This is a genomic window from Phytobacter sp. V91 (genome assembly GCF_965644225.1).
Lineage (GTDB): Bacteria > Pseudomonadota > Gammaproteobacteria > Enterobacterales > Enterobacteriaceae > CBFFRJ01.
Window position 1 is genome coordinate 50,771 of sequence record NZ_CBFFRJ010000005.1, and the last position, 26,285, is coordinate 77,055.

The following is a 26,285-nucleotide window of genomic DNA, read 5'->3' on the forward strand; positions in this document are numbered from 1 at the left end:
TCGACCGGATCTTGTCTACGGCCCAATAAGGCTGGCACAGGATACCTGATACGATGTCCAATTGACAAAAAATTTTAACGTTGTCATAGATAGTTGTTGTTTTGCACAATTTTTTTAAATTTTATATGTGAAGTTGAGGTAAAGCCATGTCCACTTCAGAAAATCGGCCCGTAAGTTTTTTTGGATTGTTTAGCCGGGGTCAGCATTATGCGAAGACCTGGCCTATGGATAAACGCCTCGCGCCAATGTTTGTTGAAAGCCGCGTTATTCGTGCAACCCGCTATGCCAACCGTTTTATGCCACCGGTCGCCGTGTTCACCCTGTGCTGGCAAATCGCCCTTGGCGGTCAACTGGGGCCGGCCATTGCCACGGCACTCTTCGCCCTCAGCCTGCCGATGCAGGGATTGTGGTGGTTAGGTAAGCGTTCGGTCACCCCTTTACCGCCATCGATACTCTCATGGTTTTATGACGTGAGAGAGAAATTACAGGAAGCAGGGCAGGCGCTCTCTCCGCTCGAAGGTAAGCCGGATTATCAGGCGTTAGCTGACACGCTTAAGCGCGCCTTTAAACAACTGGATAAAACTTTCCTTGATGATTTGTGATTGATCATCGAAACAGTGAATAAAACAAGGCACAGTAACGTTCAGTTACCGTGTCTTTTTTTTAACCTGCAAAGCGCTACAGGAGTTGTAAGATGGAAATGACCAATGCCCAACGACTGATTTTATCTAATCAGTACAAAATGATGACAATGATGGATCCCGCCAATGCGGAACGTTATCGTCGCTTGCAGACAATTATTGAGCGTGGCTATGGTCTGCAAATGCGAGAGCTGGACAGAGAGTTCGGTGAGCTGAAAGAAGAAACCTGTCGCACGGTTATCGACATCATGGAAATGTACCACGCGTTGCATGTCTCCTGGGCGAATCTGAAAGATGCACAAACGGTTGATGAGCGTCGCGTGACCTTCTTAGGCTTTGATGCCGCTACCGAAGCGCGCTATCTGGGCTACGTTCGCTTTATGGTCAACATTGAAGGACGCTACGCCCACTTTGATGCCGGGACGCACGGCTTCAATGCTCAGACCCCAATGTGGGAAAAATATCAGCGCATGCTGAATGTCTGGCACTCCTGTCCGCGCCAGTATCATCTGAGCACCAACGAGATTAATCAGATTATTAATGCGTAAGGAGCGTCGAGTGCAGTGCAAAGGATTTCTATTTGACCTTGATGGCACCTTAGTCAACTCCCTGCCGGTTGTTGAACGCGCCTGGTGCGCATGGGCCGATCGTTTTGGTATTGCCCATCAGGAGGTACTTGATTTTATTCATGGCAAACAGGCGATAACCTCGCTACGCCATTTTATGGCCGGTAAACCTGAAGCGGAGATCATGGCGGAGTTCAGCCGTCTGGAAGAGATTGAAGCCAGGGATACCGACGGCGTGGCGGCGTTACCGGGGGCGGTGGCGTTGCTCAACCATCTCAACGCGTTGCAGATCCCGTGGGCCATTGTCACCTCAGGCTCCATACCCGTCGCCCATGCTCGTCACCGGGCGGGTGGGTTGCCGATGCCGGAAGTGTTTGTCACCGCCGAACAGGTGAAGCGCGGAAAGCCGGAACCCGATCCTTATCTGCTTGGCGCAAAACTGCTTGGCCTCGCGCCGCAGGATTGTGTGGTGGTGGAAGATGCCGCTGCGGGTGTGCTTTCTGGTCTTGCGGCGCATTGCCACGTCATTGCTGTTAATGTCCCTGCCGATTCACCTCGTCTTGCTGAGGTGGATTTGCTACTCAACAGGCTGGACGAGGTCACCGTGGTCAAGCGAGACGATGGTCTGGTCGTTGTGACCCAAAAAGACTGACACATGATTTAGCCCTGCATTGACGGGGCTTTTTTATGGCATGATCCATTACCACATAAAATATAAGGAAATGGTGTGAACGGTGAGCTTATCTGGGTTCTGTGTCTGTTGATGGTAGCCGTTGTGCTTTTTGCGACGGGTAAAGTACGCATGGACGCAGTGGCGTTGCTGGTGATCGTCGCATTTATTCTCAGCGGAACTCTGACGATGACGGAAGCCTTGTCAGGTTTTAGCGATCCTAACGTCATCCTGATTGGCGCACTGTTTATTATTGGCGAGGGCCTGGTACGTACGGGGGTGGCGACCAGTCTGGGGGCCTGGCTGGTGAAAATGGCGGGCAGCAGCGAAGTCAAAATGTTAGTCCTGCTGATGTTAACCGTCGCGGGTCTGGGGGCCTTTATGAGCTCTACCGGGGTGGTCGCTATCTTTATTCCGGTCGTGCTTAGCGTCTCGATGCGGATGCAGATCTCTCCGTCACGTCTGATGATGCCGCTCAGTTTTGCCGGGCTTATCAGCGGCATGATGACTCTGGTGGCAACGCCGCCGAATATGGTGATTAACAGCGAACTGCTGCGCGAAGGCCTGAGCGGGTTTAGCTTTTTTAGTGTGACGCCGCTGGGGCTGGTTATCCTGCTGATGGGCATCATCTATATGCTACTCATGCGTTTTATGCTGAAAGGCGAGAAGCAGGAACACCAGCGTGATAGCTGGAAGCGTCGTACTTTTCGCGATTTGATCAAAGAGTATCACCTTACCGGGCGGGCGCGTCGGCTGGCGATCCGCCCTGGCTCGCCATTGATCGGCCAACGACTGGACGATCTGCAACTGCGTGAGCGCTACGGTGCTAACGTGATTGGTCTTGAGCGCTGGCGACGATTTCGCCGGGTTATTGTCAACGTCAATGGGGTGTCGGAATTTCGCGCCCGGGATGTGCTGTTAATTGATATGTCGGCGGCGGATGTCGATCTTCGCCAGTTCTGCGCCGAACAACTTCTCGAGCCGATGGTTCTGCGCGGTGAGTATTTTTCCGATCAGGCGCTGGATGTGGGGATGGCTGAAGTGTCGCCGATGCCGGAATCGGAAATGCTCGGCAAAACGGTACGTGAAATTGGTTTTCGTAGCCGCTACGGCGTCAATGTGGTGGGCTTTAAACGTGATGGGGTGGCGATGTCCGGGGTGGTGGTGGATGAGCCACTGCAACTGGGCGATATTATTCTGGTGGTGGGTAACTGGAAACTGATCGGTCAGTTAAGTCAGTCCGGGCGTGATTTTCTGGTACTGAACATGCCCGTGGAGGAGAGTGCGGTCTCTCCGGCGCACTCTCAGGCGCCGCATGCGGTTTTTTGTCTGGTGTTGATGGTGGCGCTGATGCTGACCGATGAGATCCCCAATCCTGTCGCTGCCATTGTCGCCTGTTTGTTGATGGGCAAGTTTCGTTGTATTGACGCTGAGAGCGCCTACAAGGCAATTCACTGGCCGAGCATTATTTTGATTGTCGGAATGATGCCCTTTGCGCTGGCGTTACAGAAAACCGGTGGCGTTGATCTGGTGGTGAAAGGATTACTCGAATTTGGTGGGCAATATGGGCCGTATATGATGTTGATCTGTCTGTTTGCGATGTGTTCAACCATCGGCCTGTTTATTTCGAACACCGCCACTGCGGTATTAATGGCTCCCATTGCGCTGGCAACGGCTAAATCCATGGCGGTGTCGCCTTATCCTTTCGCTATGGTCGTGGCGATGGCTGCTTCAGCGGCATTTATGACGCCCGTGTCATCTCCGGTCAACACGCTGGTGCTGGGGCCCGGAAACTATCAGTTCAGCGACTTTGTGAAAATCGGCGTGCCTTTCACCTTACTGGTGATGGTGGTCTGCGTGTTGCTGATCCCGGTGCTGTTCCCATTCTAAAAACATCCCCGGTAAGTAACCCTTTACCGGGGGAATGAAAATATCTACAGGGGAGAATCCTGGCTTATTTCATCGAGCGACAAATGGAAGCTCGGTACAAACACCTGCATAAAATAGTCCATTTCCGGGCTGCGTCGGGCTTCGAGTGTCTTTTCCAGACGCGACTTCGCCAGACGAAATTCATTATTTCCGGCGGATAATTCTTCCAGGCACTTTAGATAAGCGCAAAGGGCATCCGCCTGTTTAACGATCAATTTTTCATCAGCAGTGTAATTATGTTCATCGATAAGCGGAGAGAATATATCGCGTAATTCCTCCGGCACCATTTCCACCAGTTTCTGCTGAGCAATTTTTTCTATCGCTTTGTATTCCTGGGCAATCTGGGTATTGAAATATTTGACCGGCGTGGGTAAATCCCCGGTAAGCACTTCTGAGGCATCATGGTACATCGCCAGCAGGGCAATACGCTCTGCATTAAGTTTACCGTCGAATTTACGATTTTTAATGGCGGCCAGGGCGTGAGCGACCATGGCGACCTGAAGACTATGCTCTGAGACGTTTTCGGTACGGACGTTACGCATCAGGGGCCAGCGATTGATAAGTTTGAGACGGGATAAATGCGCGAAGAAATGGCTCTGACTCATAAATGACCTTGTCTGTGACTGCGACGGTAGGTCATTGTGCGCAGAGTCGGGGGAAGATGCAAATCTTCCCCCGACACTATTACTGGTGGTAACCGGACAGGAATCGACCAAATCGAGTGATGGCCATTTCCAGATCGTCAACACGCGGCAGGGTCACAATACGTACGTGATCCGGCCATGGCCAGTTGAAGGCCGTTCCCTGAACCAGCAGGACTTTTTCCTGGAGCAGAAAATCGAGAACCATCTTCTGGTCATCAAAAATATTAAAACGTTTGGCATCAATTTTCGGGAACATATACAGCGCGCCCTGAGGTTTCACACAGGAAACGCCGGGGATTTCGTTAAGCAATTCCCATGCGCGGTTACGCTGCTCATAAAGGCGTCCGCCCGGCACAATAAATTCACTGATGCTCTGATAGCCGCCGATCGCCGTCTGGATCGCGTGCTGAGCCGGTACGTTGGCGCACAGACGCATGGAGGCCAGCATCTCCAGACCTTCGATATAACCTTTTGCATGCTTTTTCGGTCCGTTCAGAACCATCCAGCCCTGACGGAAGCCTGCCACACGGTAGGTTTTAGACAGCCCGTTAAAGGTGATGGTGAACAGATCCGGCGCCAGAGCGGCAATGGAGTGGTGTTCCGACGCATCGTAAAGGATTTTGTCATAAATTTCGTCGGCGAAAATGATGAGATTATGCTGGCGGGCAATCTCAACAATCTCCATCAACAACTCTTTCGAGTAAACCGCACCGGTGGGGTTGTTCGGGTTGATGATGACGATTCCACGGGTGCGCGGCGTTATTTTGGCGCGAATGTCGTCGAGATCCGGGAACCAGCCTGCGGATTCGTCACACAGGTAGTGCACGGCTTTGCCGCTCGACAGCGATACGGCAGCTGTCCACAGTGGATAATCAGGCGCCGGAACTAACATTTCGTCGCCGCTGTTTAACAAAGCCTGCATTGATTGCACGATCAGCTCAGACACGCCGTTGCCGATGTAGATATCCTCAACGGTAACGTCCCGCATGCCACGCGCCTGATAATGCTGCATGATGGCTTTGCGCGCGGAATACAATCCTTTTGAGTCACAGTAGCCCTGCGATGTCGGCAAGTTGCGGATCACATCGACCAGAATCTCATCCGGCGCGTCAAAGCCGAAAGGCGCCGGGTTACCGATGTTTAGTTTAAGAACTTTGTTGCCTTCTTCTTCAAGGCGTTTCGCCTCTTTAAGAACCGGCCCACGGATGTCATAACAGACATTATCTAACTTGCTGGATTTTTCGATGGAGGACATGAACTTTGGACCTTTTAGCTGTGAATGCCACTCCCTGCCATGGAAGTCAGCACCGAATAATGTACTCCCACGACGGCGGGTTTTGAAGGGTGGACAGGAGAAGATTTTGCCTTAACCACATTGTATTTAGCGTCTTTTCAACTGATTTTATTGCTTAAATCTCTATGTTTTCAGGTTAAAACACTATAAGTTAGTGATTAGATTCGCCATCTTAATTTTGTTGCGAATTTTATGCTAAAAAAAGATGGCTGTTTAGTGCGGACAGGCGCCTGGCGAAAAGGCAGCAGGTGGCTGGAGAGGTAAAGCTGAATGAGAGTGGATTGCAAAATCAAAGCAATCATCAATGGTAAACGACTAATCTGTAAAACCATTGTTAAGTATTATTAATCGATAGCGCTATTCAACTTTTATGTATATTTAATATTGCGAATGGTAACGATGACTAACTCTAATATTAATAAGATTAAATAGCTCGCGAGATAAATTTTTATGCATCAGATTAATCGCAATAGTGCTTATAAATATAATAGTTTTAGGTTAAAATGCCTTTCGGAAATGGTGTGCCAGGAGAGCCCTCGCTTGCTTTGTGGACTATTTCTATATATTAGTTGTCGGTTATTACTTGTTTTGACTCCCGGTTAGCCATATGTATTGGCTGTATATGACAGGTCTGTCATCTACGGCTGATAATGTTGCAAAAAAATGCTTTTTCCTTAAAAGGATTAACAAGTATTCGTATGGTATATATATTCGAAAGGAAAGGGAGTATGCAAAATAAAGACGTTGCGTTCGTCGTGGGCCAAACGGCGAACTATAAACACCAGAACTTTCAGTCAGATTGACCTGGGCTATAACTCTGCTGGATGCACTTTTAAAAGGGAATTGCTTAAATCTTACGCGCACAGCATAAACCCGGGTAACTCCGAGTGAGGAACCCGTAAGTGAAAATTTATGATAAATGCAAATCGTCCGATACTGAATCTCGACCTCGATCTGCTGAGAACCTTCGTTGCGGTCGCTGATTTGAATACGTTCGCTGCGGCGGCTGCCGCAGTTTGTCGCACCCAGTCTGCGGTCAGTCAGCAAATGCAGCGACTGGAACAGTTGGTCGGAAAAGAGCTTTTTGCCCGTCATGGCCGTAATAAGCTACTCACCGAACACGGTATTCAGTTACTGGGCTACGCCAGAAAGATTTTACGCTTCAATGATGAAGCATGTACTTCGCTAATGTTTAGTAATCTGCAGGGCGTGCTAACGATTGGTGCTTCTGATGAATCGGCAGATACCATTTTGCCATTCCTGCTCAATCGCATTAGTTCTGTTTATCCAAAACTGGCACTGGATGTCCGCGTGAAACGGAATCCTTTTGCCGGCGACAGGTTGCAGGATGATGATGTCTCACTGATTGTCACCACCAATCGGCCAGAGCATTACGATTGCCTGAAACTGAGAACGTCACCCACCCACTGGTACTGTTCAACGGAGTTTGTGCTCCAGAGAGGGGAGGCTGTGCCTCTGGTCTTGCTTGATGAACCCAGTCCTTTCCGCGACATGATCATCAATGAGCTCAATGCAGCCGATATTCCCTGGCGGATAGCTTATGTGGCTTCTACACTGTCGGCAGTAAAAGCGGCGGTAAAAGCAGGTCTGGGCATTACCGCACGGCCAGTTGAGATGATGAGTCCTGATCTGCGCGTGCTGGGGAAAACCGATGGATTGCCGCTGCTTCCTGAAACGGAATATTTGCTCTGCTTCAATCCCCAGAGTCAGAATGAACTGGCGCAGGTTATTTTTCAGGCGATGGAGCACTACCAGAATCCGTGGCAATACGGTACCAGCGCTACCGATGGGGGTGGCGACTCTTTAGTCGTCGAGGGGGATTTTGGGTAACAAGGATGCCAAAAACTGGTAACAAAATGTAAGTGTAAAAATGAACCGCTGGCAATCAAATTGCTGTCATCGGTTCATTTTTTGCACAAATTGCAGTCAGAAATTGATCTTTATCGTAAATTTATTCATTAAATCAATTAGTTAACCTCAATTCCTCCGCAAGCTCTCCGCATGTTCTATAGTTTTTAGTGATGCTGCTCCATGTTAAAAATCTAGCCGTTTTGTTGCCGTTTTTAGAGTTGAATTAACAAAAGCGTGTCTCAGATCAAGAAAATACTCCCACAGAGGGGGAGGAATCCTTGCAAAATCCTGTCAAAATAAGAGGGTAATTTTTGTAAAACCTCACAACGGACACGATTCAACACCGAAAAAGTTCATGGACTTCATTGAGGTTGAAGCAAAAAACGGCATTAAATGTTAATGGATTGCTGCCGATGTAAACTAATGTGAGGAAACTTTTGTTAAAGTTGACAAAAGGTTATAGAAAGGAGTAAAAACCCACATCGTTTGACTGACTTAGTCAAATTCTTACTTAACGTGTGGTTTTATTCCTCCCATGAATCGATGTAGCGCCATCTGCCGAGAAGAGCAGAGCATTCAGCGCTACCTTTTGAGCTAAGCAATGCGTATGTCAACATCCACTGAAATCATCGCTCATCATTGGGCATTCGCTGTCTTTCTTATTGTCGCTATTGGCCTGTGCTGCCTGATGTTAATCGGTGGCTGGTATCTGGGCGGTCGCGCGCGCGCAAGACACAAGAACGTTCCTTTCGAATCCGGTATCGATTCGGTGGGCACCGCACGCCTGCGCCTCTCTGCCAAGTTCTATCTGGTGGCCATGTTCTTCGTCATCTTCGACGTGGAAGCACTCTATTTATACGCATGGTCAACCTCCATTCGCGAGAGTGGTTGGGTCGGTTTTGTCGAAGCCGCAATTTTCATTTTAGTGTTACTGGCCGGTCTTTTTTATCTGGTGCGAATCGGTGCGCTGGACTGGACGCCTTCGCGTTCACGCCGCGAACAGATCAATCCTGAAACCAGCAGCTACACTAATCGTCAACGCTAACCGCGAGGCAATAAGATGGATTATACGCTCACCCGCATAGATCCCAACGGTGAGAACGACCGTTACCCCCTGCAAAAACAGGAGATCGTAACCGACCCCCTGGAGCAAGAAGTTAACAAAAGTGTCTATATGGGCAAGCTCGAGAATGCCCTGCACGATATGGTCAACTGGGGCCGTAAAAACTCAATCTGGCCATACAACTTCGGCCTGTCCTGCTGTTATGTCGAGATGGTGACCTCCTTTACCGCCGTGCATGACGTGGCCCGTTTTGGCGCCGAAGTACTGCGTGCTTCTCCGCGTCAGGCCGATTTGATGGTTGTGGCGGGAACCTGCTTTACCAAGATGGCCCCGGTTATTCAGCGTTTGTATGACCAGATGCTGGAGCCTAAATGGGTTATCTCGATGGGCGCATGCGCTAACTCCGGCGGAATGTATGACATTTACTCCGTGGTGCAGGGCGTCGATAAATTTATTCCGGTGGATGTTTATATCCCCGGCTGCCCACCGCGTCCGGAAGCCTATATGCAGGCGCTGATGCTGTTGCAGGAATCTATTGGTAAAGAACGTCGCCCGCTGTCGTGGGTGGTTGGCGATCAGGGTGTATACCGCGCCAATATGCAGTCGGAACGCGACCGCAAACGCGGTGAGCGTATTGCAGTCACCAATCTGCGTACGCCTGACGAGATTTAATTTGCGCCTGCGGTTATGGCATAAAAATTCGCATTTTAATAATCAACTAACGCGAAGCCATACCTGACAGTCACCACGGAAATTTTGCAATGGTGAACAATATGACTGACTTAACCGCGCAAGAAGCCACATGGCAGACCCGGGATCACCTTGATGATCCGGTCATTGGCGAGCTGCGCAACCGTTTTGGGCCGGATGCCTTTACCGTTCAGGCGACCCGCACCGGGGTGCCGGTTGTTTGGGTGAAGCGCGAACAGTTACTGGAAGTTGGCGATTTCCTTAAGAAGCTGCCAAAACCTTACGTCATGCTGTTTGATTTACACGGCATGGACGAACGTCTTCGCACGCACCGCGCGGGTTTACCTGCCGCGGACTTCTCTGTTTTCTACCACCTGATTTCCATTGAACGCAATCGCGATATCATGCTCAAGGTGGCCTTGTCTGAAAACGACCTGCGTGTACCGACATTCACCAAACTTTTCCCCAACGCCAACTGGTATGAGCGTGAAACCTGGGAAATGTTTGGTATCGATATTGAAGGCCATCCACACCTGACGCGCATCATGATGCCGCATACCTGGACCGGCCATCCGCTGCGTAAAGACTATCCGGCGCGCGCCACCGAGTTCGATCCGTTTGAGCTGACCAAAGCCAAACAGGATCTGGAAATGGAAGCGCTGACCTTTAAGCCGGAAGACTGGGGCATGAAGCGTGGCACCAACAACGAGGACTTTATGTTCCTCAACCTTGGTCCAAACCACCCGTCTGCGCACGGTGCATTCCGTATTGTCCTCCAGCTTGATGGTGAAGAGATTGTCGATTGTGTTCCGGATATCGGTTACCACCACCGTGGCGCTGAGAAGATGGGCGAACGTCAGTCCTGGCACAGCTACATTCCCTATACCGACCGTATCGAATACCTCGGCGGTTGCGTGAATGAAATGCCTTACGTGCTGGCGGTAGAAAAACTGGCGGGTATTACCACGCCGGATCGCGTTAACGTAATCCGCGTGATGCTCTCCGAGCTGTTCCGCATCAACAGTCACCTGCTGTATATCTCCACCTTTATTCAGGACGTAGGGGCAATGACCCCGGTGTTCTTCGCCTTTACCGACCGACAGAAAATCTACGATCTGGTGGAAGCGATCACCGGTTTCCGTATGCACCCGGCCTGGTTCCGTATTGGCGGCGTGGCGCACGACCTGCCACGCGGTTGGGATCGTCTGCTGCGCGAGTTCCTCGACTGGATGCCGAAACGTCTGGCCTCTTACGAGAAAGCGGCGCTGCGTAACACCATTCTGAAAAGTCGTTCTCAGGGTGTGGCGGCGTATAACGCCAAAGAAGCGCTGGAGTGGGGCACCACCGGTGCTGGCCTGCGCGCTACCGGGATCGACTTCGACGTGCGTAAGGCGCGTCCATACTCTGGCTATGAGAACTTCGACTTTGAAGTGCCGGTGGGCGGCGGGATTTCTGACTGCTACACCCGCGTGATGCTGAAAGTGGAAGAGTTGCGCCAGAGTCTGCGCATCCTCGAACAGTGCCTCAAGAATATGCCGGAAGGCCCGTTCAAAGCGGATCACCCGCTGACGACGCCGCCGCCGAAAGAGCGCACGCTGCAACATATCGAGACCCTGATCACTCACTTCCTGCAAGTTTCGTGGGGGCCGGTGATGCCAGCCAACGAATCCTTCCAGATGATTGAAGCGACGAAGGGGATCAACAGTTACTACCTGACCAGCGACGGCAGCACCATGAGCTACCGCACCCGTATTCGTACCCCGAGCTATGCGCATTTGCAGCAGATCCCGGCGGCGATCCGTGGCAGCCTGGTGTCAGACCTTATCGTCTATCTGGGTAGTATCGATTTTGTTATGTCAGATGTGGACCGCTAATTATGCACGAGAATCAATTACCAGAAACCGAGGCTTTTGAGCTGAGTGCGGCAGAGCGTGAGGCGATTGAGCACGAAAAGCACCACTACGAAGACCCGCGTGCGGCGTCCATTGAAGCGCTGAAAATCGTTCAGAAACAGCGTGGTTGGGTGCCGGATGGCGCAATTTATGCCATCGCGGATGTGCTGGGTATTCCGGCAAGCGATGTCGAGGGTGTCGCTACGTTCTACAGCCAGATTTTCCGTCAGCCTGTCGGTCGCCATGTGATTCGCTATTGCGACAGTGTGGTCTGCCACATTACGGGTTATCAGGGCATCCAGGCAGCACTTGAGAAAAAACTCAATATCAAGCCGGGTCAGACGACCTTCGACGGTCGCTTTACCCTGTTGCCGACCTGCTGTCTGGGCAACTGCGATAAAGGCCCGAACATGATGATTGATGAGGATACTCACAGCCATCTGACGCCGGAAGCCATCCCTGACTTGCTGGAGCGGTATAAATGAAAAACGTTAACCGTACTCCCGAAACCCATCCGCTGACCTGGCGTCTGCGTGATGACAAACAGCCCGTGTGGCTGGATGAGTATCAAAGCAAAAACGGTTATGCCGGTGCACGTCGCGCCCTGACGGGTATGGCGCCGGACGAGATCGTCAACGAGGTAAAAGACGCCGGGCTGAAAGGCCGTGGCGGTGCAGGCTTCTCCACCGGTTTGAAGTGGAGCCTGATGCCGAAAGACGAATCCATGAACATCCGTTACCTGCTGTGTAACGCCGATGAAATGGAGCCGGGCACCTACAAAGACCGCCTGCTGATGGAGCAACTGCCGCATCTGCTGGTGGAAGGTATGCTGATTTCCGCGTTCGCGCTCAAAGCGTACCGGGGCTATATCTTCCTGCGCGGTGAGTATATTGAAGCGGCGGTGCATCTGCGCCGGGCGATTGCCGAAGCGACCGAAGCCGGTTTGCTCGGCAAGAATATTCTCGGCAGCGGCTTTGATTTTGAATTGTTTGTTCACACCGGGGCAGGGCGTTACATCTGCGGTGAAGAGACCGCACTGATTAACTCCCTCGAAGGTCGTCGTGCCAACCCACGTTCCAAGCCGCCGTTCCCGGCGAGTTCCGGCGTCTGGGGTAAACCGACCTGCGTCAACAACGTCGAAACCCTGTGTAACGTCCCGGCGATCCTGGCCAACGGCGTTGAGTGGTATCAGAACATTTCGACCAGCAAAGATGCTGGCACAAAACTGATGGGCTTCTCCGGCCGCGTGAAGAATCCAGGCCTGTGGGAGCTGCCATTTGGCACCACTGCCCGTGAAATCCTTGAGGATTATGCCGGTGGCATGCGCGACGGTCTGAAGTTCAAAGCCTGGCAGCCGGGTGGCGCAGGGACTGACTTCCTGACCGAATCACATCTCGACCTGCCGATGGAATTTGAAAGCATCGGTAAAGCGGGCAGCCGTTTAGGTACCGCGCTGGCGATGGCGGTAGACCACGAGATTGGTATGGTGCCGCTGGTGCGCAATCTGGAAGAGTTTTTCGCCCGTGAATCCTGCGGCTGGTGTACGCCATGCCGTGATGGTTTGCCGTGGAGCGTAAAAATTCTGCGCGCGCTTGAGCGTGGCGAAGGCCAGCCTGGTGATATCGAGACACTTGAGCAACTGTGTCGATTCCTTGGGCCGGGTAAAACCTTCTGTGCCCATGCGCCAGGTGCCGTTGAGCCACTACAAAGCGCGATTAAATATTTCCATGAAGAATTCGAAGCAGGCATCAAGCAGCAGTTCAGCAATACCAACGCCATTGGCGGTATTCAGCCGAACCTGCTGAAAGCGCGCTGGTAATGAACAGAATTTCATAAATTTGGAAGCATGCTAATGGCTACTATTCATGTAGACGGCAAAGAATACGAGGTAAACGGTGCGGACAACCTGTTACAGGCATGTCTGTCGCTGGGCCTTGATATTCCTTATTTTTGCTGGCATCCGGCGCTGGGCAGCGTGGGTGCGTGCCGCCAGTGTGCGGTGAAGCAATATCAGAACGCGGAAGACACGCGTGGTCGCCTGGTGATGTCCTGTATGACACCGGCAACCGAAGGCACCTTTATTTCCATCGATGATGCAGAAGCGAAACAGTTCCGTGAGAGCGTCGTTGAGTGGTTGATGACCAACCACCCACACGATTGCCCGGTCTGTGAAGAAGGGGGCAACTGCCACCTGCAGGATATGACCGTGATGACGGGTCATAGCTTCCGTCGCTATCGTTTCACCAAACGTACTCACCGTAACCAGGACCTGGGGCCATTCATCTCTCATGAAATGAACCGCTGCATCGCCTGCTATCGCTGCGTGCGTTACTACAAAGATTATGCCGACGGCCAGGACCTTGGGGTTTATGGCGCGCATGACAACGTCTACTTCGGTCGCCCGGAAGACGGCACCCTGGAAAGCGAATTCTCCGGTAACCTGGTGGAGATTTGCCCGACCGGCGTGTTTACCGATAAAACGCACTCCGAGCGCTATAACCGTAAATGGGACATGCAGTTTGCGCCAAGCATCTGTCAGCAATGTTCCCTGGGATGTAACACCAGCCCAGGCGAGCGTTATGGCGAACTGCGTCGTATCGAAAACCGCTACAACGGTTCCGTTAACCACTATTTCCTGTGCGACCGCGGCCGTTTCGGCTACGGCTACGTGAACCTGAAAGACAGGCCTCGTCAGCCGATTCAGCGTCGTGGTAATGACATCATTACCCTGAACGCCGAGCAGGCCATGCAGGGTGCGGCAGATATTCTGCGCCAGTCGAAAAAAGTGATTGGTATTGGTTCTCCTCGCGCCAGCGTGGAAAGCAACTTTGCGCTGCGTGAACTGGTGGGGGCCGATAACTTCTATACCGGTATCGCCAGAGGCGAACAGCAACGTCTGCAGATGATGCTCAAAGTGCTGCGCGAAGGCGGTATTCGTACCCCGACCCTGCGTGAGATTGAATCTTACGATGCGGTGCTGGTGCTGGGTGAAGATATTACCCAAACCGGTGCCCGTGTTGCCCTGGCGGTGCGTCAGGCGGTGAAAGGTAAAGCCCGCGAAATGGCTGCCGCGCAGAAAGTGGCGGACTGGCAGATTGCGGCGATCCTCAACATCGGTCAGCGTGCCAAACATCCGCTGTTTGTCACCAACGTCGACAGCACCCGGATGGATGACATCGCCGCCTGGACCTACCGTGCACCGGTAGAAGATCAGGCGCGCCTCGGTTTTGCTATCGCCCACGCGCTGGATGAAAATGCGCCTGCGGTAGAGGGCATCAGCCGTGACCTGCAAAACAAAATCGATGTGGTTGTTCAGGCGCTGGCCGGCGCGAAGAAACCGCTGATTATCTCCGGTACCAACAACGGTAGCGTGGATGTGATTCAGGCGGCGGCTAACGTGGCGAAAGCGCTGAAAGCGCGCGGTTCAGACGTTGGCGTCACTATGATTGCCCGCTCGACCAACAGCGTCGGCCTCGGCCTGATTGGCGGTGGTTCACTTGATGATGCGCTGGATGAGCTGGAAAGCGGCGCTGCCGATGCGGTGGTGGTACTGGAAAACGATCTTCATCGTCATGCCAGCGCCACTCGCGTGAATGCCGCGCTGGCAAAAGCGACGCTGGTGATGGTGATTGACCATCAACGCACTGCCATTATGGACCATGCGCACCTCGTGTTGTCTGCTGCAAGCTTTGCTGAAAGCGACGGTACGGTAATCAACAACGAAGGACGCGCGCAGCGCTTCTTCCAGGTGTACGACCCGTCTTACTACGACAGCAAGAACATCATGCTGGAAAGCTGGCGCTGGCTGCACTCTTTGCACAGCACGGTGGAAAATCGTGAAGTGGACTGGACGCAGCTTGACCATGTGATTGATGCCGCGGTAGCCGCGTTGCCGCATCTGGCGGGTATTAAAGATGCCGCGCCTGATGCCAGCTTCCGTATTCGCGGGCAAAAACTGGCGCGTGAGCCGCATCGTTACAGCGGTCGTACCGCAATGCGCGCTAATATCAGCGTGCACGAACCGCGTCAGCCGCAGGATAAAGACACCATGTTCGCCTTTTCAATGGAAGGGAACAACCAGCCGTCCGCACCGCGTTCACAAATCCCGTTCGCCTGGGCGCCAGGCTGGAACTCCCCGCAGGCATGGAACAAGTTCCAGGCTGAAGTTGGGGGCCATCTGCGTCACGGCGATCCAGGCGTGCGTCTGATTGAAGCGTCGGAAAGTGGTCTCGACTATTTCACCAACGTACCGGCGAGCTTCGAAGCGCAGGACGGGCAGTGGCTTATTGCTCCTTACTATCATCTGTTTGGTAGTGATGAAATGTCTCAGCGTTCTCCGGTCTTCCAGAACCGTATGCCGCAGCCGTACATCAAACTCAACCCGGCGGATGCCGCGAAGTTGGGCGTAAATGCCGGGGCGCATATTTCCTTTAGCTACGACGGTCAGACGCTCAGCCTTCCGCTGGAACTGTCTGAAGGGCTGACGGCAGGGCAGGTTGGTCTACCGATGGGCATGCCGGGCATTGCGCCGGTGCTTGCCGGTGCTCGTCTTGAAAATCTGCGGGAGGCGCAAGCATGAGTTGGTTAACACCGGATGTTATCGACATTTTGTTAAGCATCCTGAAAGCGGTCGTCATTTTGCTGGTGGTCGTCACCTGCGGCGCGCTGATGAGTTTTGGCGAGCGTCGTCTGTTGGGGCTGTTCCAGAACCGTTACGGACCGAACCGCGTTGGCTGGGGTGGCTCACTGCAGATCGTCGCGGACATGATCAAGATGTTCTTCAAAGAAGACTGGGTTCCGAAGTTTACGGATCGCGTCATCTTTACGCTCGCGCCGGTTATTGCCTTTACCTCGCTGCTGCTGGCCTTTGCCATCGTACCGGTTAGCCCCGGTTGGGTGGTGGCTGACCTGAATATCGGGATCCTGTTTTTCCTGATGATGGCCGGTCTTGCGGTGTACGCGGTGTTGTTCGCTGGCTGGTCGAGTAACAACAAATACTCGCTGCTGGGGGCGATGCGTGCTTCTGCGCAAACCCTGAGCTACGAAGTGTTTCTTGGGCTTTCCCTGATGGGCGTGGTGGCGCAGGCCGGTTCATTTAATATGACCGACATCGTTAATAACCAGGCTGATATCTGGAACGTCATTCCGCAGTTCTTTGGTTTTATCACCTTTGCTATTGCTGGCGTGGCAGTGTGTCACCGCCATCCGTTTGACCAGCCGGAAGCCGAGCAGGAACTGGCCGATGGTTACCACATTGAATATTCCGGCATGAAATTCGGTCTGTTCTTCGTGGGGGAATACATCGGTATCGTGACCATCTCTGCACTGATGGTGACGTTGTTCTTCGGTGGCTGGCACGGCCCGTTCTTACCCCCATTCATCTGGTTCGCCATTAAGACGGCGTTCTTTATGATGATGTTCATTTTGATTCGCGCATCGTTACCGCGTCCGCGTTATGACCAGGTAATGTCCTTCGGCTGGAAAGTTTGCCTGCCGTTAACGCTTCTCAATTTGTTGGGTACGGCGGCTGTCATTCTGTGGCAAGCGCAATAAGGGGCTAAAGACCATGACTTTAAAAGAATTACTCGTGGGCTTCGGTACCCAGGTGCGCAGTATCTGGATGATCGGCCTGCATGCGTTTGCAAAACGCGAAACGCAGATGTACCCGGAAGAGCCGGTTTATTTACCGCCGCGCTACCGTGGACGTATTGTCCTGACCCGCGACCCGGACGGCGATGAGCGCTGTGTTGCCTGTAACCTGTGTGCGGTAGCCTGCCCGGTGGGCTGTATCTCCCTGCAAAAAGCAGAAGCCAAAGATGGGCGCTGGTATCCGGAGTTCTTCCGTATCAACTTCTCGCGCTGCATCTTCTGCGGTATGTGTGAAGAGGCATGCCCGACCACCGCTATCCAGCTGACCCCGGATTTTGAAATGGGTGAATACAAGCGTCAGGATCTGGTGTACGAAAAAGAGGATCTGCTGATCTCCGGTCCGGGCAAATACCCGGAATATAACTTCTACCGGATGGCAGGTATGGCAATCGACGGCAAAGATAAAGGCGAAGCGCAGAACGAAGCCAAGCCTATCGACGTCAAGAGCCTGTTACCGTAAGGAGAGGGGCAATGGAGTTCGCTTTTTATATCTGTGGCCTGGTTGCCATCCTGACGACGCTGCGGGTGATTACCCACACTAATCCGGTGCATGCGCTGCTGTACCTGATTGTGTCGTTGCTGGCTATCGCAGGTGTCTTCTTTTCGCTCGGTGCCTACTTTGCGGGTGCGCTGGAAATCATCGTTTACGCGGGAGCCATTATGGTGCTGTTCGTGTTCGTGGTGATGATGCTCAACCTTGGCGGTTCAGAAATCGAACAGGAACGCCAGTGGCTGAAACCGCAGGTGTGGATTGGCCCGGCAATTTTGTCGGCCGTTCTGCTGGGCGTGATGATTTACGCCATTGCGGGCATTAACGACCAGGGTATCGATGGTACGCCAATCAGCGCGAAAGCCGTGGGCATCACGCTGTTCGGGCCTTACGTCCTGGCGGTGGAACTGGCATCAATGCTGCTGTTGGCGGGGCTGGTTGTGGCCTTCCATGTCGGTCGTGAAGACCGGCAGGGAGAAGTGTTGAGCAACCGTGTTGACGATCGCCCTAAAAGAAAAACGGAGGAGCATGCATGATCCCCTTACAACATGGACTGATCCTTGCCGCGATCCTGTTTGTTCTCGGTCTTACTGGTCTGGTCATTCGCCGCAATCTGCTGTTTATGCTGATTGGTCTGGAAATCATGATCAATGCCGCTGCCCTGGCGTTTGTGGTGGCAGGCAGTTACTGGGGCCAGACTGACGGTCAGGTGATGTATATCCTCGCCATTAGCCTCGCGGCTGCGGAAGCGAGCATTGGCCTGGCGTTGCTGCTGCAACTTCATCGTCGCCGCCAGAATCTGAATATCGATTCAGTAAGTGAGATGCGTGGATGAATATGCTCGCTTTAACCATTATTTTTCCTTTAATTGGCTTTTTGCTGCTCTCCTTCTCCCGTGGACGCTGGTCTGAGAACCTGTCGGCCACGGTGGGGATGGGCTCTATTGGCCTGGCGGCGCTGGTCACCGCGATTGCGGGCGTTGATTTCTTTAACAACGGCCGTCAGGTGTTCACGTTGCCTCTGTGGACCTGGATGTCAGTGGGTGATTTCAACATCAGCTTTAGCCTGGTGCTGGATGGCCTGTCGCTGACCATGCTCTCCGTGGTTACCGGCGTAGGCTTCCTGATCCACATGTTTGCCTCCTGGTATATGCGCGGTGAAGAGGGATACTCCCGCTTCTTCGCCTACACCAACCTGTTTATTGCCAGCATGGTGATTCTGGTGCTCGGCGATAACCTGCTGCTGATGTACCTCGGCTGGGAAGGCGTGGGCCTGTGCTCCTATCTGTTGATCGGTTTTTATTACACCGATCCGAAGAATGGCGCAGCGGCGATGAAAGCGTTTGTTGTGACCCGCGTGGGTGACGTCTTCCTCGCCTTCGCCCTGTTCATTCTTTACAACGAGCTGGGCACCCTGAACTTCCGTGAAATGGTCGAACTGGCGCCTGCTCACTTCGCCAATGGCAACAACATGCTGATGTGGGCAACCCTGATGCTGTTGGGCGGTGCGGTTGGGAAATCGGCGCAGCTGCCGTTGCAGACCTGGCTTGCCGATGCAATGGCCGGTCCAACGCCGGTTTCTGCGTTGATCCACGCCGCGACCATGGTTACCGCTGGTGTCTACCTGATTGCCCGTACCCATGGCCTGTTCCTGATGACCCCGGAGATTCTGCATCTGGTGGGCATTGTGGGGGCGGTAACGCTGGTGCTGGCAGGCTTCGCCGCGCTGGTGCAGACCGACATCAAACGTGTGCTTGCCTACTCCACCATGAGCCAGATTGGCTATATGTTCCTGGCGCTGGGCGTGCAGGCGTGGGATGCGGCGATTTTCCATCTGATGACCCATGCGTTCTTTAAAGCGCTGCTGTTCCTCTCGTCCGGTTCGGTGATTCTGGCCTGCCACCACGAGCAGAACATCTTTAAAATGGGCGGTCTGCGTAAGTCGATCCCGCTGGTCTATGTCTGCTTCCTGGTGGGTGGCGCAGCACTGGCTGCACTGCCGATGATTACCGCTGGCTTCTTCAGTAAGGATGAGATCCTTGCCGGGGCGATGGCGAACGGTCATATCAACCTGATGGTGGCGGGGCTGGCCAGTGCGTTTATGACCTCTCTGTATACTTTCCGTATGATTTTCATCGTCTTCCACGGGAAAGAACAAATTCATGCTCATGCAGGGAAGGGGATTACCCATCATCTGCCGCTGATCGTGCTGCTGATCCTCTCCACTTTTGTGGGCGCAATGATTGTTCCGCCGTTGCACGGCGTGTTGCCAGAAACCACGGAGCTTGAGCATGGTCGCGTGCTGATGCTGGAAATCACCTCCGGCGTGGTGGCGATTGCGGGCATCCTGATTGCCGCATGGCTGTGGCTGGGCAAACGCACGCTGGTGACCTCGATCGCCAACAGTGCGCCGGGCCGTCTGCTGGGAACCTGGTGGTATAACGCCTGGGGCTTCGACTGGCTTTACGATCGCGTCTTCGTCAAGCCGTTCCTGGGCGTTGCCTGGCTGCTGAAACGCGATCCGCTGAATGCCCTGATGAACATCCCGGCGATCCTGTCCCGCTTTGCAGGCAAGGGTCTGCTGCTTAGCGAGAACGGCTATCTGCGCTGGTATGTGGCATCCATGAGCATCGGCGCCGTCGTTATTCTGGCGCTGCTGATGGTATGGCGTTGAGTTTGTTGGCTGAGTGAATATGCCCGGTGGTACACCGGGCCTGTAAACTAAGAATGAATTTTAGGTAACTGTTCCTGAAGTACAGGCAAGCGAGATAGCCTGAGCAGGAGTAAATATAAGGGACATACTTAGCTATGTTATTACCCTGGTTGATATTAATCCCCTTTATCGGTGGGTTTTTGTGCTGGCAGACCGAACGCTTTGGTGTGAAGTTGCCGCGCTGGATCGCGCTGATTACCATGGGACTGACGCTGGCGCTGGGTCTGCAACTGTGGTTGCAGAGCAGCTATTCACTGACGCAATCTGCTGATTTTCCGCAGTGGCAGTCGGAGTTTTTACTCCCCTGGATCCCGCGTTTTGGTATCAATATCCATTTAGCGCTGGACGGATTGTCCCTGCTGATGGTGGTGCTGACCGGTTTCCTCGGTGTTCTGGCGGTACTCTGCTCCTGGCGTGAAATCGAAAAATATCAGGGCTTCTTCCACCTGAACCTGATGTGGATCCTCGGCGGCGTTATCGGCGTGTTCCTTGCCATCGATATGTTCCTGTTCTTCTTCTTCTGGGAAATGATGCTGGTGCCGATGTACTTCCTGATCGCACTCTGGGGCCATAAAGCCTCCGACGGGAAGACGCGTATTACTGCGGCCACTAAATTCTTCATCTATACCCAGGCAAGTGGTCTGGTGATGTTGATTGCGATTCTGGCGCTGGTGCTGGTCCATCACAACGCGACTGGCGTCTGGACCTTTGACTACCAGGACCTGCTGAAAACGCCAATGTCGTCCGGCGTGGAATACGTGTTGATGCTGGGCTTCTTTATCGCCTTCGCGGTGAAAATGCCGGTGGTTCCGCTGCACGGCTGGTTGCCTGATGCGCACTCCCAGGCACCAACGGCAGGTTCCGTTGACCTGGCGGGTATCTTGCTGAAAACCGCGGCCTACGGTCTGCTGCGTTTCGCGCTGCCGCTGTTCCCGAATGCCTCCGCCGAGTTTGCACCTATTGCCATGTGGCTTGGCGTCATCGGCATCTTCTACGGCGCGTGGATGGCGTTCACCCAGTACGACATTAAACGTCTTATCGCCTACACCTCCGTTTCCCATATGGGCTTTGTGCTGATTGCTATCTACACCGGCAGCCAGCTGGCTTACCAGGGCGCGGTGATCCAGATGATTGCTCACGGTCTGTCCGCAGCCGGCCTCTTCATCCTGTGTGGCCAACTGTACGAACGTCTGCACACCCGCGATATGCGCATGATGGGTGGCCTGTGGAACAAGATTAAATGGCTGCCGGCGCTCTCTATGTTCTTTGCGGTTGCCACGCTTGGGATGCCGGGCACCGGTAACTTCGTCGGCGAGTTTATGATCCTGTTCGGCAGCTACCAGGTGGTGCCGGTTATCACGGTCATTTCTACCTTCGGCCTGGTGTTTGCCTCTGTTTATTCGCTGGCGATGCTGCACCGCGCTTACTTCGGTAAAGCGAAAAGTGAGCTTGCCAGTAAAGCGTTGCCAGGGATGTCACTGCGCGAGCTGCTGATGATTCTGTCGCTGGTGGTACTGCTGGTACTGCTTGGCTTCTATCCGCAGCCGATTCTGGATACCTCGCATTCTGCGATGAGCAATATCCAGCAGTGGTTTGTTAATTCTGTTTCTACTACAAGGCCGTAAATCGCCATGACGATAACTCCACAACACCTGATTGCGCTGCTGCCGCTGCTGATCGTCGGATTGACGGTGGTGGTTGTGATGCTCTCCATTGCGTGGCGACGCAACCACTTTTTGAATGCCACGCTGTCCGTTGTCGGCCTGAACGTCGCTCTGGTCTCACTCTGGTTTGTTGGCCAGGCCGGGGCAATGGACGTCACGCCACTGATGCGCGTTGATGGCTACGCTATGCTCTATACCGGGCTGGTTCTGCTGGCAAGCCTTGCCACCTGTACTTTTGCGTACCCGTGGCTGGAAGGTTACAACGACAATAAAGAAGAGTTCTATCTGCTGGTGCTGATTGCGGCGCTGGGTGGGATCCTGCTGGCCAATGCGAACCATATGGCGGCACTGTTCCTCGGGATTGAGCTTATCTCTCTGCCGTTGTTTGGCCAGGTGGGCTACGCCTTCCGCCAGAAACGTTCTCTGGAAGCGAGTATTAAGTACACCATCCTGTCAGCGGCGGCATCCTCGTTCCTGCTGTTCGGTATGGCGCTGGTTTACGCTCAGTCCGGAAATCTGTCGTTTGTTGCCATTGGCAAGAGCCTCGGCGGCACCGTGCTGCATGAGCCGCTGTTGCTTATTGGCCTGGGTCTGATGATTGTCGGTCTGGGCTTTAAGCTCTCGCTGGTGCCGTTCCATCTGTGGACGCCAGACGTCTATCAGGGGGCACCTGCCCCGGTCTCAACCTTCATGGCGACGGCGAGCAAAATCGCCATCTTCGGGGTGGTGATGCGTCTGTTCCTCTATGCCCCGGTTGGGGACAGTGAGGCGGTTCGTCTGGTGCTGGGTCTGATTGCTTTCGCCTCCATTATCTTTGGGAACCTGATGGCGCTCAGCCAGACCAATATCAAACGTCTGCTGGGTTACTCCTCAATCTCTCACCTCGGCTATCTGCTGGTGGCGCTGATTGCGCTGCAAAGCGGTGAGATGTCGATGGAAGCCGTGGGCGTCTATCTGGCCGGTTACCTGTTCAGCAGCCTCGGCGCGTTCGGCGTGGTTAGCCTGATGTCCAGCCCGTATCGCGGCCCGGACGCAGAATCTCTCTACTCCTACCGTGGTCTGTTCTGGCATCGTCCGATTCTGGCGGCCGTGCTGACGGTGATGATGCTGTCACTGGCCGGTATCCCGATGACGCTGGGCTTTATTGGTAAGTTCTACATCCTGGCGGTAGGTGTGCAGGCGCAGCTGTGGTGGCTGACCGGTGCCGTTGTGCTTGGCTCAGCAATTGGTCTCTACTACTACCTGCGCGTTGCCGTGAGTTTGTACCTGAATGCGCCGCAGCAGCTTAACCGCGATGCGCCATCGAACTGGCAGTACAGTGCGGGTGGGATTGTGGTGCTGATTTCTGCCCTGCTGGTGCTGTTGCTGGGTATCTATCCGCAGCCGCTCATCTCGCTGGTGCAGCTTGCCACGCCGCTGATGTAATCGACGTTAGCAAATAAAAAACCGCCGGGGTTAAATCCGGCGGTTTTTTTATGGTGCTAAGAAAGGATGTGAACTTATTTGGCCAGCAGCGGCTTAGCCATGATCTTCTGTCCGCTCACCAACAGCCCGCTAATACGGCTGGCGGAGCGCTCAAGCACTTCCTGGATAACCGATGAAAGCTCGTTGATTTCAAACTTGGCCACATAGCCATCAGCCTGCACTTTACGCACATGGTCTTCGTTGGCGCTACCGGACAGCGAGGAGTGGATCACCACCGGAATTTGCTTCAGACGCGGGTCGCTCTTAATCAGACGCGTCAGGGTGAAGCCATCCATTTCCGGCATCTCAAGGTCAGTCAGCACCATCGAGATTTTATCGCTGATTGGCACGCCTTCAGCATCTGCCTGCTGGCACAGCACCTGAATGCGCTCCCAGGCATCTTTGCCAGTGATGTGCATGGTGTTCGGGATCTGCATGGCCTGCAGGCCTTTATCCAGCATCGCACGGGCGACTTTGGAGTCTTCTGCTACAATCGCCACCGCGCCGGGTTTGATATTGAATTTCTTGTCCGGAACGTGGTTGCCGTGCAGGTCATGATCGGCAGGGGAGATATCGTACAGGATCTGCTCAACGTCCAGCACCATCGCCAGATTATTGCTGTCTTTATCTTCGTCAAGGCAGGCGATACTGGTGATGTACTGACCGTTAATCGCTTTTTCCGCAGTATGCACCTGTTTCCAGTCCAGACGGATGATGTTCTCAACGGATTCCACTGCAAATGCCTGCACGCTGCGGGCATATTCAGTGATCAACAGGATATTAAGACCGGTAGCAGGCTTGCAACCGGCAACAGCGGCAAGATCGATAACCGGGATCACCTGATCGCGAATATTCACCATCCCCATTAACGGTGGCTTCATCCCGGCAGGTCGGGTGAAGGTCGGCATAGGAACAATTTCGCGTAATTTAAATACGTTTATGCCAAAAAGCTCAGACTTCGCATCATTCTGGGAGGCACCAAGTCGAAACAGCAACAACTCAAAACGGTTGGACAGGGTAAGGTTCGCCCTGTCATCAATATCTTTCTGGAAATTATCCATCGTGCCCTCAATGTGAAATGCCTGCGTTAAAACTGTTATCGGCACATTACGCAAAAAGTGGAGTGCTCAATATCACATCACAGAGGAACAATATGAAAATCTTCCGCCAGCAGGGTTTGCGGGAAGATTCGCTGGCATTCGGCAAGCAGGCGGCGACTTCCGGTTTCATCGTAACGCGAGCTGAGATGGGTAATGATCAGCCGACTGGCTTTAGCATCCAGCGCAAGCTGAGCGGCCTGGCGTGAGGAGCTGTGTCCATGGCTATTGGCTTTTTCTTCCATGCTCTGCTCAAGGGTGGCTTCATGTACCATCAGATCCACGTCCCGCGCCAGCTCAAGTGCTGAAGGGCAGGGAGCCGTATCGCCAAAAATGGCCAGTTTTTTTCCCGCTTCTGCTGGCGCGAGGAAATCTTTGCCGTTGAGCACGCGTCCGTCATTCAGGGTAACGGTTTCACCGTTTTTGAGTTTCTGGAACAGGGGGCCTGAAGGAACGCCCATGCTAATCAAGGCTTTTGCATTCAGTGCGCCGGGCTTATCGTATTCTTCAATCCGATAGCCGAAACACTCGACCGGATGATTAAGGGCGTAGGCCGTCACTTTGCGTAAACCATCATCCATAACCACCCCGGCCTGAATCTCTTCAACCACCAGAGGATAATCGGTCCACGACCCGCTCAGGCGCAGGGTGGTGTCGACAAATTCCTTGATGCCTTTGGGGCCATAAATAGTCAGCGGCTGAACATTACCGGCCATTGAACGGCTACACAGCAGGCCCGGCAGGCCAAAAAGGTGATCGCCATGGAGATGAGTAATAAAGATTTTATCCAGCTTGCCCGGGTGGAAGGGGGTTCTCAGCATTTGATGCTGAGTGCCTTCGCCGCAGTCGAACAGCCACAGTCCGGCCTGGGTTGGGTGCTGTAAATTCAATAAGATGGCGGTGACATTGCGGGTGCGAGTCGGCACTCCGGCCGAGGTGCCTAAAAAAATCAGTTCCACAGAGCGTAGCGTCCTTTGTGTTCAGGGCAGATATTTTAGTATAACGAGGGGAAATAAAATTAAGGAGAACAAGATGATCCATTGGCAGGACCTGCACCATTCTGAATTAACCGTGGCGGAGCTGTACGCTCTGCTGAAATTACGCTGTGAAGTGTTTGTTGTTGAACAGACCTGCGCCTATCTGGATGTCGACGGCGATGACCTTGTTGGCAGTAACCGTCATCTGCTCGGCTGGCAGGATAACCAGCTGGTGGCGTATGCGAGGATTCTGAAAAGTGACGACGAGCTCGAGCCGGTGGTGATTGGCCGGGTGATTGTCAGCAGCGCTGTCCGGGGGGAAAAACTCGGGCATAAACTGATGGAGCGTACCCTGGCCTCATGCCAGCAACACTGGCCGCAGCACGCGTTATATCTGGGTGCGCAGGCTCATCTGCAACATTTTTACGGCCACTTCGGTTTTGTGCCGGTCACTGAGATTTACGATGAAGACGGCATTCCCCACGTTGGCATGGCGCGGGAAGCCCGTCAGGCGTAACCCGAAGGCATTGGCTATAGTTTAGCGGACTGGTTCATAACATGGAGATAGCCGATGTCTAATCAATTTTATGATTCACATATCGATGACGACCTGGCGCTGCTGAGCGAAACGCTGGAAGAAGTGCTGCGCTCCTCGGGCGATCCTGCCGATCAGAAGTATATTGAGCTAAAGACCCGTGCAGAGCAGGCGCTGAACGAGGTTAAACACCGCATCAGTAACGCGTCAGACACCTATTATTATCGGGCCAAAAGGGCGGTGTACCGCGCCGATGACTATGTGCATGAAAATCCCTGGCATGGCATTGGGGTCGGTGCCTCGGTGGGGCTGGTGATAGGGCTGCTGCTGCGCCGGTAAAACTTCCCCCCTCCCTAAACCTGTCTCTTATACACAAATCCTCCGGCAACATTGTCGGGGGATTTTTTTGAATCTTTTCCCCGTTTGTTGATCTTTG

Annotated in this window: 24 protein-coding genes; 20 read left to right on the plus strand and 4 right to left on the minus strand. The window is 53.4% G+C overall.

The window, feature by feature from the left end; translation table 11 throughout:
* Window positions 1–146: 146 nt before the first annotated feature.
* The 4 genes from yfbV (at window position 147) to ACSZO4_RS01970 (ending at window position 3,767) form a co-directional block, all read left to right on the plus strand.
* The gene (gene yfbV / locus ACSZO4_RS01955; protein ID WP_437887156.1) at window positions 147–602 is read left to right on the plus strand and encodes a terminus macrodomain insulation protein YfbV; all 456 of its coding nucleotides are present in this window, start codon (window positions 147–149) and stop codon (window positions 600–602) included.
* 92 nt (window positions 603–694) lie between these two features.
* Window positions 695–1,189, plus strand: coding sequence for a YfbU family protein (locus ACSZO4_RS01960; protein WP_437887157.1), 495 nt, complete (start codon window positions 695–697; stop codon window positions 1,187–1,189).
* Complete coding sequence (locus ACSZO4_RS01965) at window positions 1,182–1,859, plus strand: sugar phosphatase (protein WP_437887158.1); 678 nt, start codon at window positions 1,182–1,184, stop codon at window positions 1,857–1,859. Before ACSZO4_RS01960 ends, ACSZO4_RS01965 begins: the two co-directional genes overlap by 8 nt.
* Window positions 1,860–1,934: 75 nt before the next feature.
* Window positions 1,935–3,767 carry an SLC13 family permease gene (locus ACSZO4_RS01970; RefSeq protein ID WP_437887159.1) on the plus strand — a complete coding sequence of 611 codons (1,833 nt, stop codon included), beginning with the start codon at window positions 1,935–1,937 and terminating at the stop codon, window positions 3,765–3,767.
* Window positions 3,768–3,811: 44 nt separating this feature from the next.
* On the opposite strand, the gene yfbR is transcribed toward ACSZO4_RS01970, so the two are convergent.
* On the minus strand, window positions 3,812–4,411 hold the full coding sequence (yfbR, locus tag ACSZO4_RS01975; RefSeq protein WP_437887160.1) for a 5'-deoxynucleotidase: 600 nt from the start codon (window positions 4,409–4,411) through the stop codon (window positions 3,812–3,814).
* A 79-nt stretch (window positions 4,412–4,490) separates the two neighbouring features.
* The gene (gene alaA, locus ACSZO4_RS01980) at window positions 4,491–5,705 is read right to left on the minus strand and encodes an alanine transaminase AlaA (protein WP_437887161.1); all 1,215 of its coding nucleotides are present in this window, start codon (window positions 5,703–5,705) and stop codon (window positions 4,491–4,493) included.
* A 951-nt stretch (window positions 5,706–6,656) separates the two neighbouring features.
* Between alaA and lrhA the strand changes: the two genes are divergently transcribed.
* From lrhA to nuoN, 14 genes are all read left to right on the plus strand, one after another.
* Window positions 6,657–7,595 carry a transcriptional regulator LrhA gene (lrhA, locus tag ACSZO4_RS01985; RefSeq protein WP_437887162.1) on the plus strand — a complete coding sequence of 313 codons (939 nt, stop codon included), beginning with the start codon at window positions 6,657–6,659 and terminating at the stop codon, window positions 7,593–7,595.
* A 622-nt stretch (window positions 7,596–8,217) separates the two neighbouring features.
* Window positions 8,218–8,661 carry an NADH-quinone oxidoreductase subunit NuoA gene (nuoA, locus tag ACSZO4_RS01990; protein ID WP_437887163.1) on the plus strand — a complete coding sequence of 148 codons (444 nt, stop codon included), beginning with the start codon at window positions 8,218–8,220 and terminating at the stop codon, window positions 8,659–8,661.
* A 15-nt stretch (window positions 8,662–8,676) separates the two neighbouring features.
* Window positions 8,677–9,351 carry an NADH-quinone oxidoreductase subunit NuoB gene (nuoB, locus tag ACSZO4_RS01995; RefSeq protein ID WP_437430714.1) on the plus strand — a complete coding sequence of 225 codons (675 nt, stop codon included), beginning with the start codon at window positions 8,677–8,679 and terminating at the stop codon, window positions 9,349–9,351.
* Between the two features lie 89 nt (window positions 9,352–9,440).
* The gene (gene nuoC / locus ACSZO4_RS02000; RefSeq protein WP_437887164.1) at window positions 9,441–11,243 is read left to right on the plus strand and encodes an NADH-quinone oxidoreductase subunit C/D; all 1,803 of its coding nucleotides are present in this window, start codon (window positions 9,441–9,443) and stop codon (window positions 11,241–11,243) included.
* A 2-nt stretch (window positions 11,244–11,245) separates the two neighbouring features.
* A complete protein-coding gene (nuoE, locus tag ACSZO4_RS02005; RefSeq protein WP_437887165.1) occupies window positions 11,246–11,746 on the plus strand; it encodes an NADH-quinone oxidoreductase subunit NuoE in 501 nt (166 codons plus the stop codon).
* Window positions 11,743–13,080: an NADH-quinone oxidoreductase subunit NuoF gene (nuoF, locus tag ACSZO4_RS02010; RefSeq protein WP_437887166.1), complete on the plus strand. Its 1,338-nt coding sequence runs from the start codon at window positions 11,743–11,745 to the stop codon at window positions 13,078–13,080. Before nuoE ends, nuoF begins: the two co-directional genes overlap by 4 nt.
* 33 nt (window positions 13,081–13,113) lie before the next feature.
* Entirely contained in the window at window positions 13,114–15,840 is a 2,727-nt protein-coding gene (nuoG, locus tag ACSZO4_RS02015; RefSeq protein ID WP_437887167.1) for an NADH-quinone oxidoreductase subunit NuoG, read from the plus strand.
* The gene (gene nuoH / locus ACSZO4_RS02020; RefSeq protein WP_437887168.1) at window positions 15,837–16,814 is read left to right on the plus strand and encodes an NADH-quinone oxidoreductase subunit NuoH; all 978 of its coding nucleotides are present in this window, start codon (window positions 15,837–15,839) and stop codon (window positions 16,812–16,814) included. Before nuoG ends, nuoH begins: the two co-directional genes overlap by 4 nt.
* A 13-nt stretch (window positions 16,815–16,827) precedes the next feature.
* Window positions 16,828–17,370, plus strand: a complete 543-nt coding sequence (gene nuoI, locus ACSZO4_RS02025) for an NADH-quinone oxidoreductase subunit NuoI (RefSeq protein WP_437887169.1) — start codon at window positions 16,828–16,830, stop codon at window positions 17,368–17,370.
* A gap of 11 nt (window positions 17,371–17,381) precedes the next feature.
* Complete coding sequence (gene nuoJ / locus ACSZO4_RS02030) at window positions 17,382–17,936, plus strand: NADH-quinone oxidoreductase subunit J (protein WP_437887170.1); 555 nt, start codon at window positions 17,382–17,384, stop codon at window positions 17,934–17,936.
* The gene (gene nuoK / locus ACSZO4_RS02035) at window positions 17,933–18,235 is read left to right on the plus strand and encodes an NADH-quinone oxidoreductase subunit NuoK (protein WP_002463445.1); all 303 of its coding nucleotides are present in this window, start codon (window positions 17,933–17,935) and stop codon (window positions 18,233–18,235) included. The genes nuoJ and nuoK overlap by 4 nt, the downstream gene beginning before the upstream one ends.
* On the plus strand, window positions 18,232–20,073 hold the full coding sequence (nuoL, locus tag ACSZO4_RS02040; protein ID WP_437887171.1) for an NADH-quinone oxidoreductase subunit L: 1,842 nt from the start codon (window positions 18,232–18,234) through the stop codon (window positions 20,071–20,073). Before nuoK ends, nuoL begins: the two co-directional genes overlap by 4 nt.
* A gap of 134 nt (window positions 20,074–20,207) precedes the next feature.
* On the plus strand, window positions 20,208–21,737 hold the full coding sequence (gene nuoM / locus ACSZO4_RS02045) for an NADH-quinone oxidoreductase subunit M (protein ID WP_437887172.1): 1,530 nt from the start codon (window positions 20,208–20,210) through the stop codon (window positions 21,735–21,737).
* 6 nt (window positions 21,738–21,743) lie between these two features.
* Entirely contained in the window at window positions 21,744–23,201 is a 1,458-nt protein-coding gene (nuoN, locus tag ACSZO4_RS02050) for an NADH-quinone oxidoreductase subunit NuoN (RefSeq protein WP_437887173.1), read from the plus strand.
* Window positions 23,202–23,275: 74 nt separating this feature from the next.
* Here nuoN and ACSZO4_RS02055 read toward each other — a convergent pair whose 3' ends face one another.
* Window positions 23,276–24,301 carry a chemotaxis protein gene (locus tag ACSZO4_RS02055; protein WP_437887174.1) on the minus strand — a complete coding sequence of 342 codons (1,026 nt, stop codon included), beginning with the start codon at window positions 24,299–24,301 and terminating at the stop codon, window positions 23,276–23,278.
* A 77-nt stretch (window positions 24,302–24,378) separates the two neighbouring features.
* Complete coding sequence (rnz, locus tag ACSZO4_RS02060) at window positions 24,379–25,296, minus strand: ribonuclease Z (protein WP_437887175.1); 918 nt, start codon at window positions 25,294–25,296, stop codon at window positions 24,379–24,381.
* Between the two features lie 73 nt (window positions 25,297–25,369).
* Between rnz and ACSZO4_RS02065 the strand changes: the two genes are divergently transcribed.
* Together ACSZO4_RS02065 and elaB are read left to right on the plus strand one after the other, a co-directional pair.
* A complete protein-coding gene (locus ACSZO4_RS02065; protein WP_437887176.1) occupies window positions 25,370–25,831 on the plus strand; it encodes a GNAT family N-acetyltransferase in 462 nt (153 codons plus the stop codon).
* Window positions 25,832–25,885: 54 nt separating this feature from the next.
* The gene (elaB, locus tag ACSZO4_RS02070; RefSeq protein ID WP_437887177.1) at window positions 25,886–26,188 is read left to right on the plus strand and encodes a stress response protein ElaB; all 303 of its coding nucleotides are present in this window, start codon (window positions 25,886–25,888) and stop codon (window positions 26,186–26,188) included.
* The last annotated feature ends 97 nt before the right edge of the window (window positions 26,189–26,285 follow it).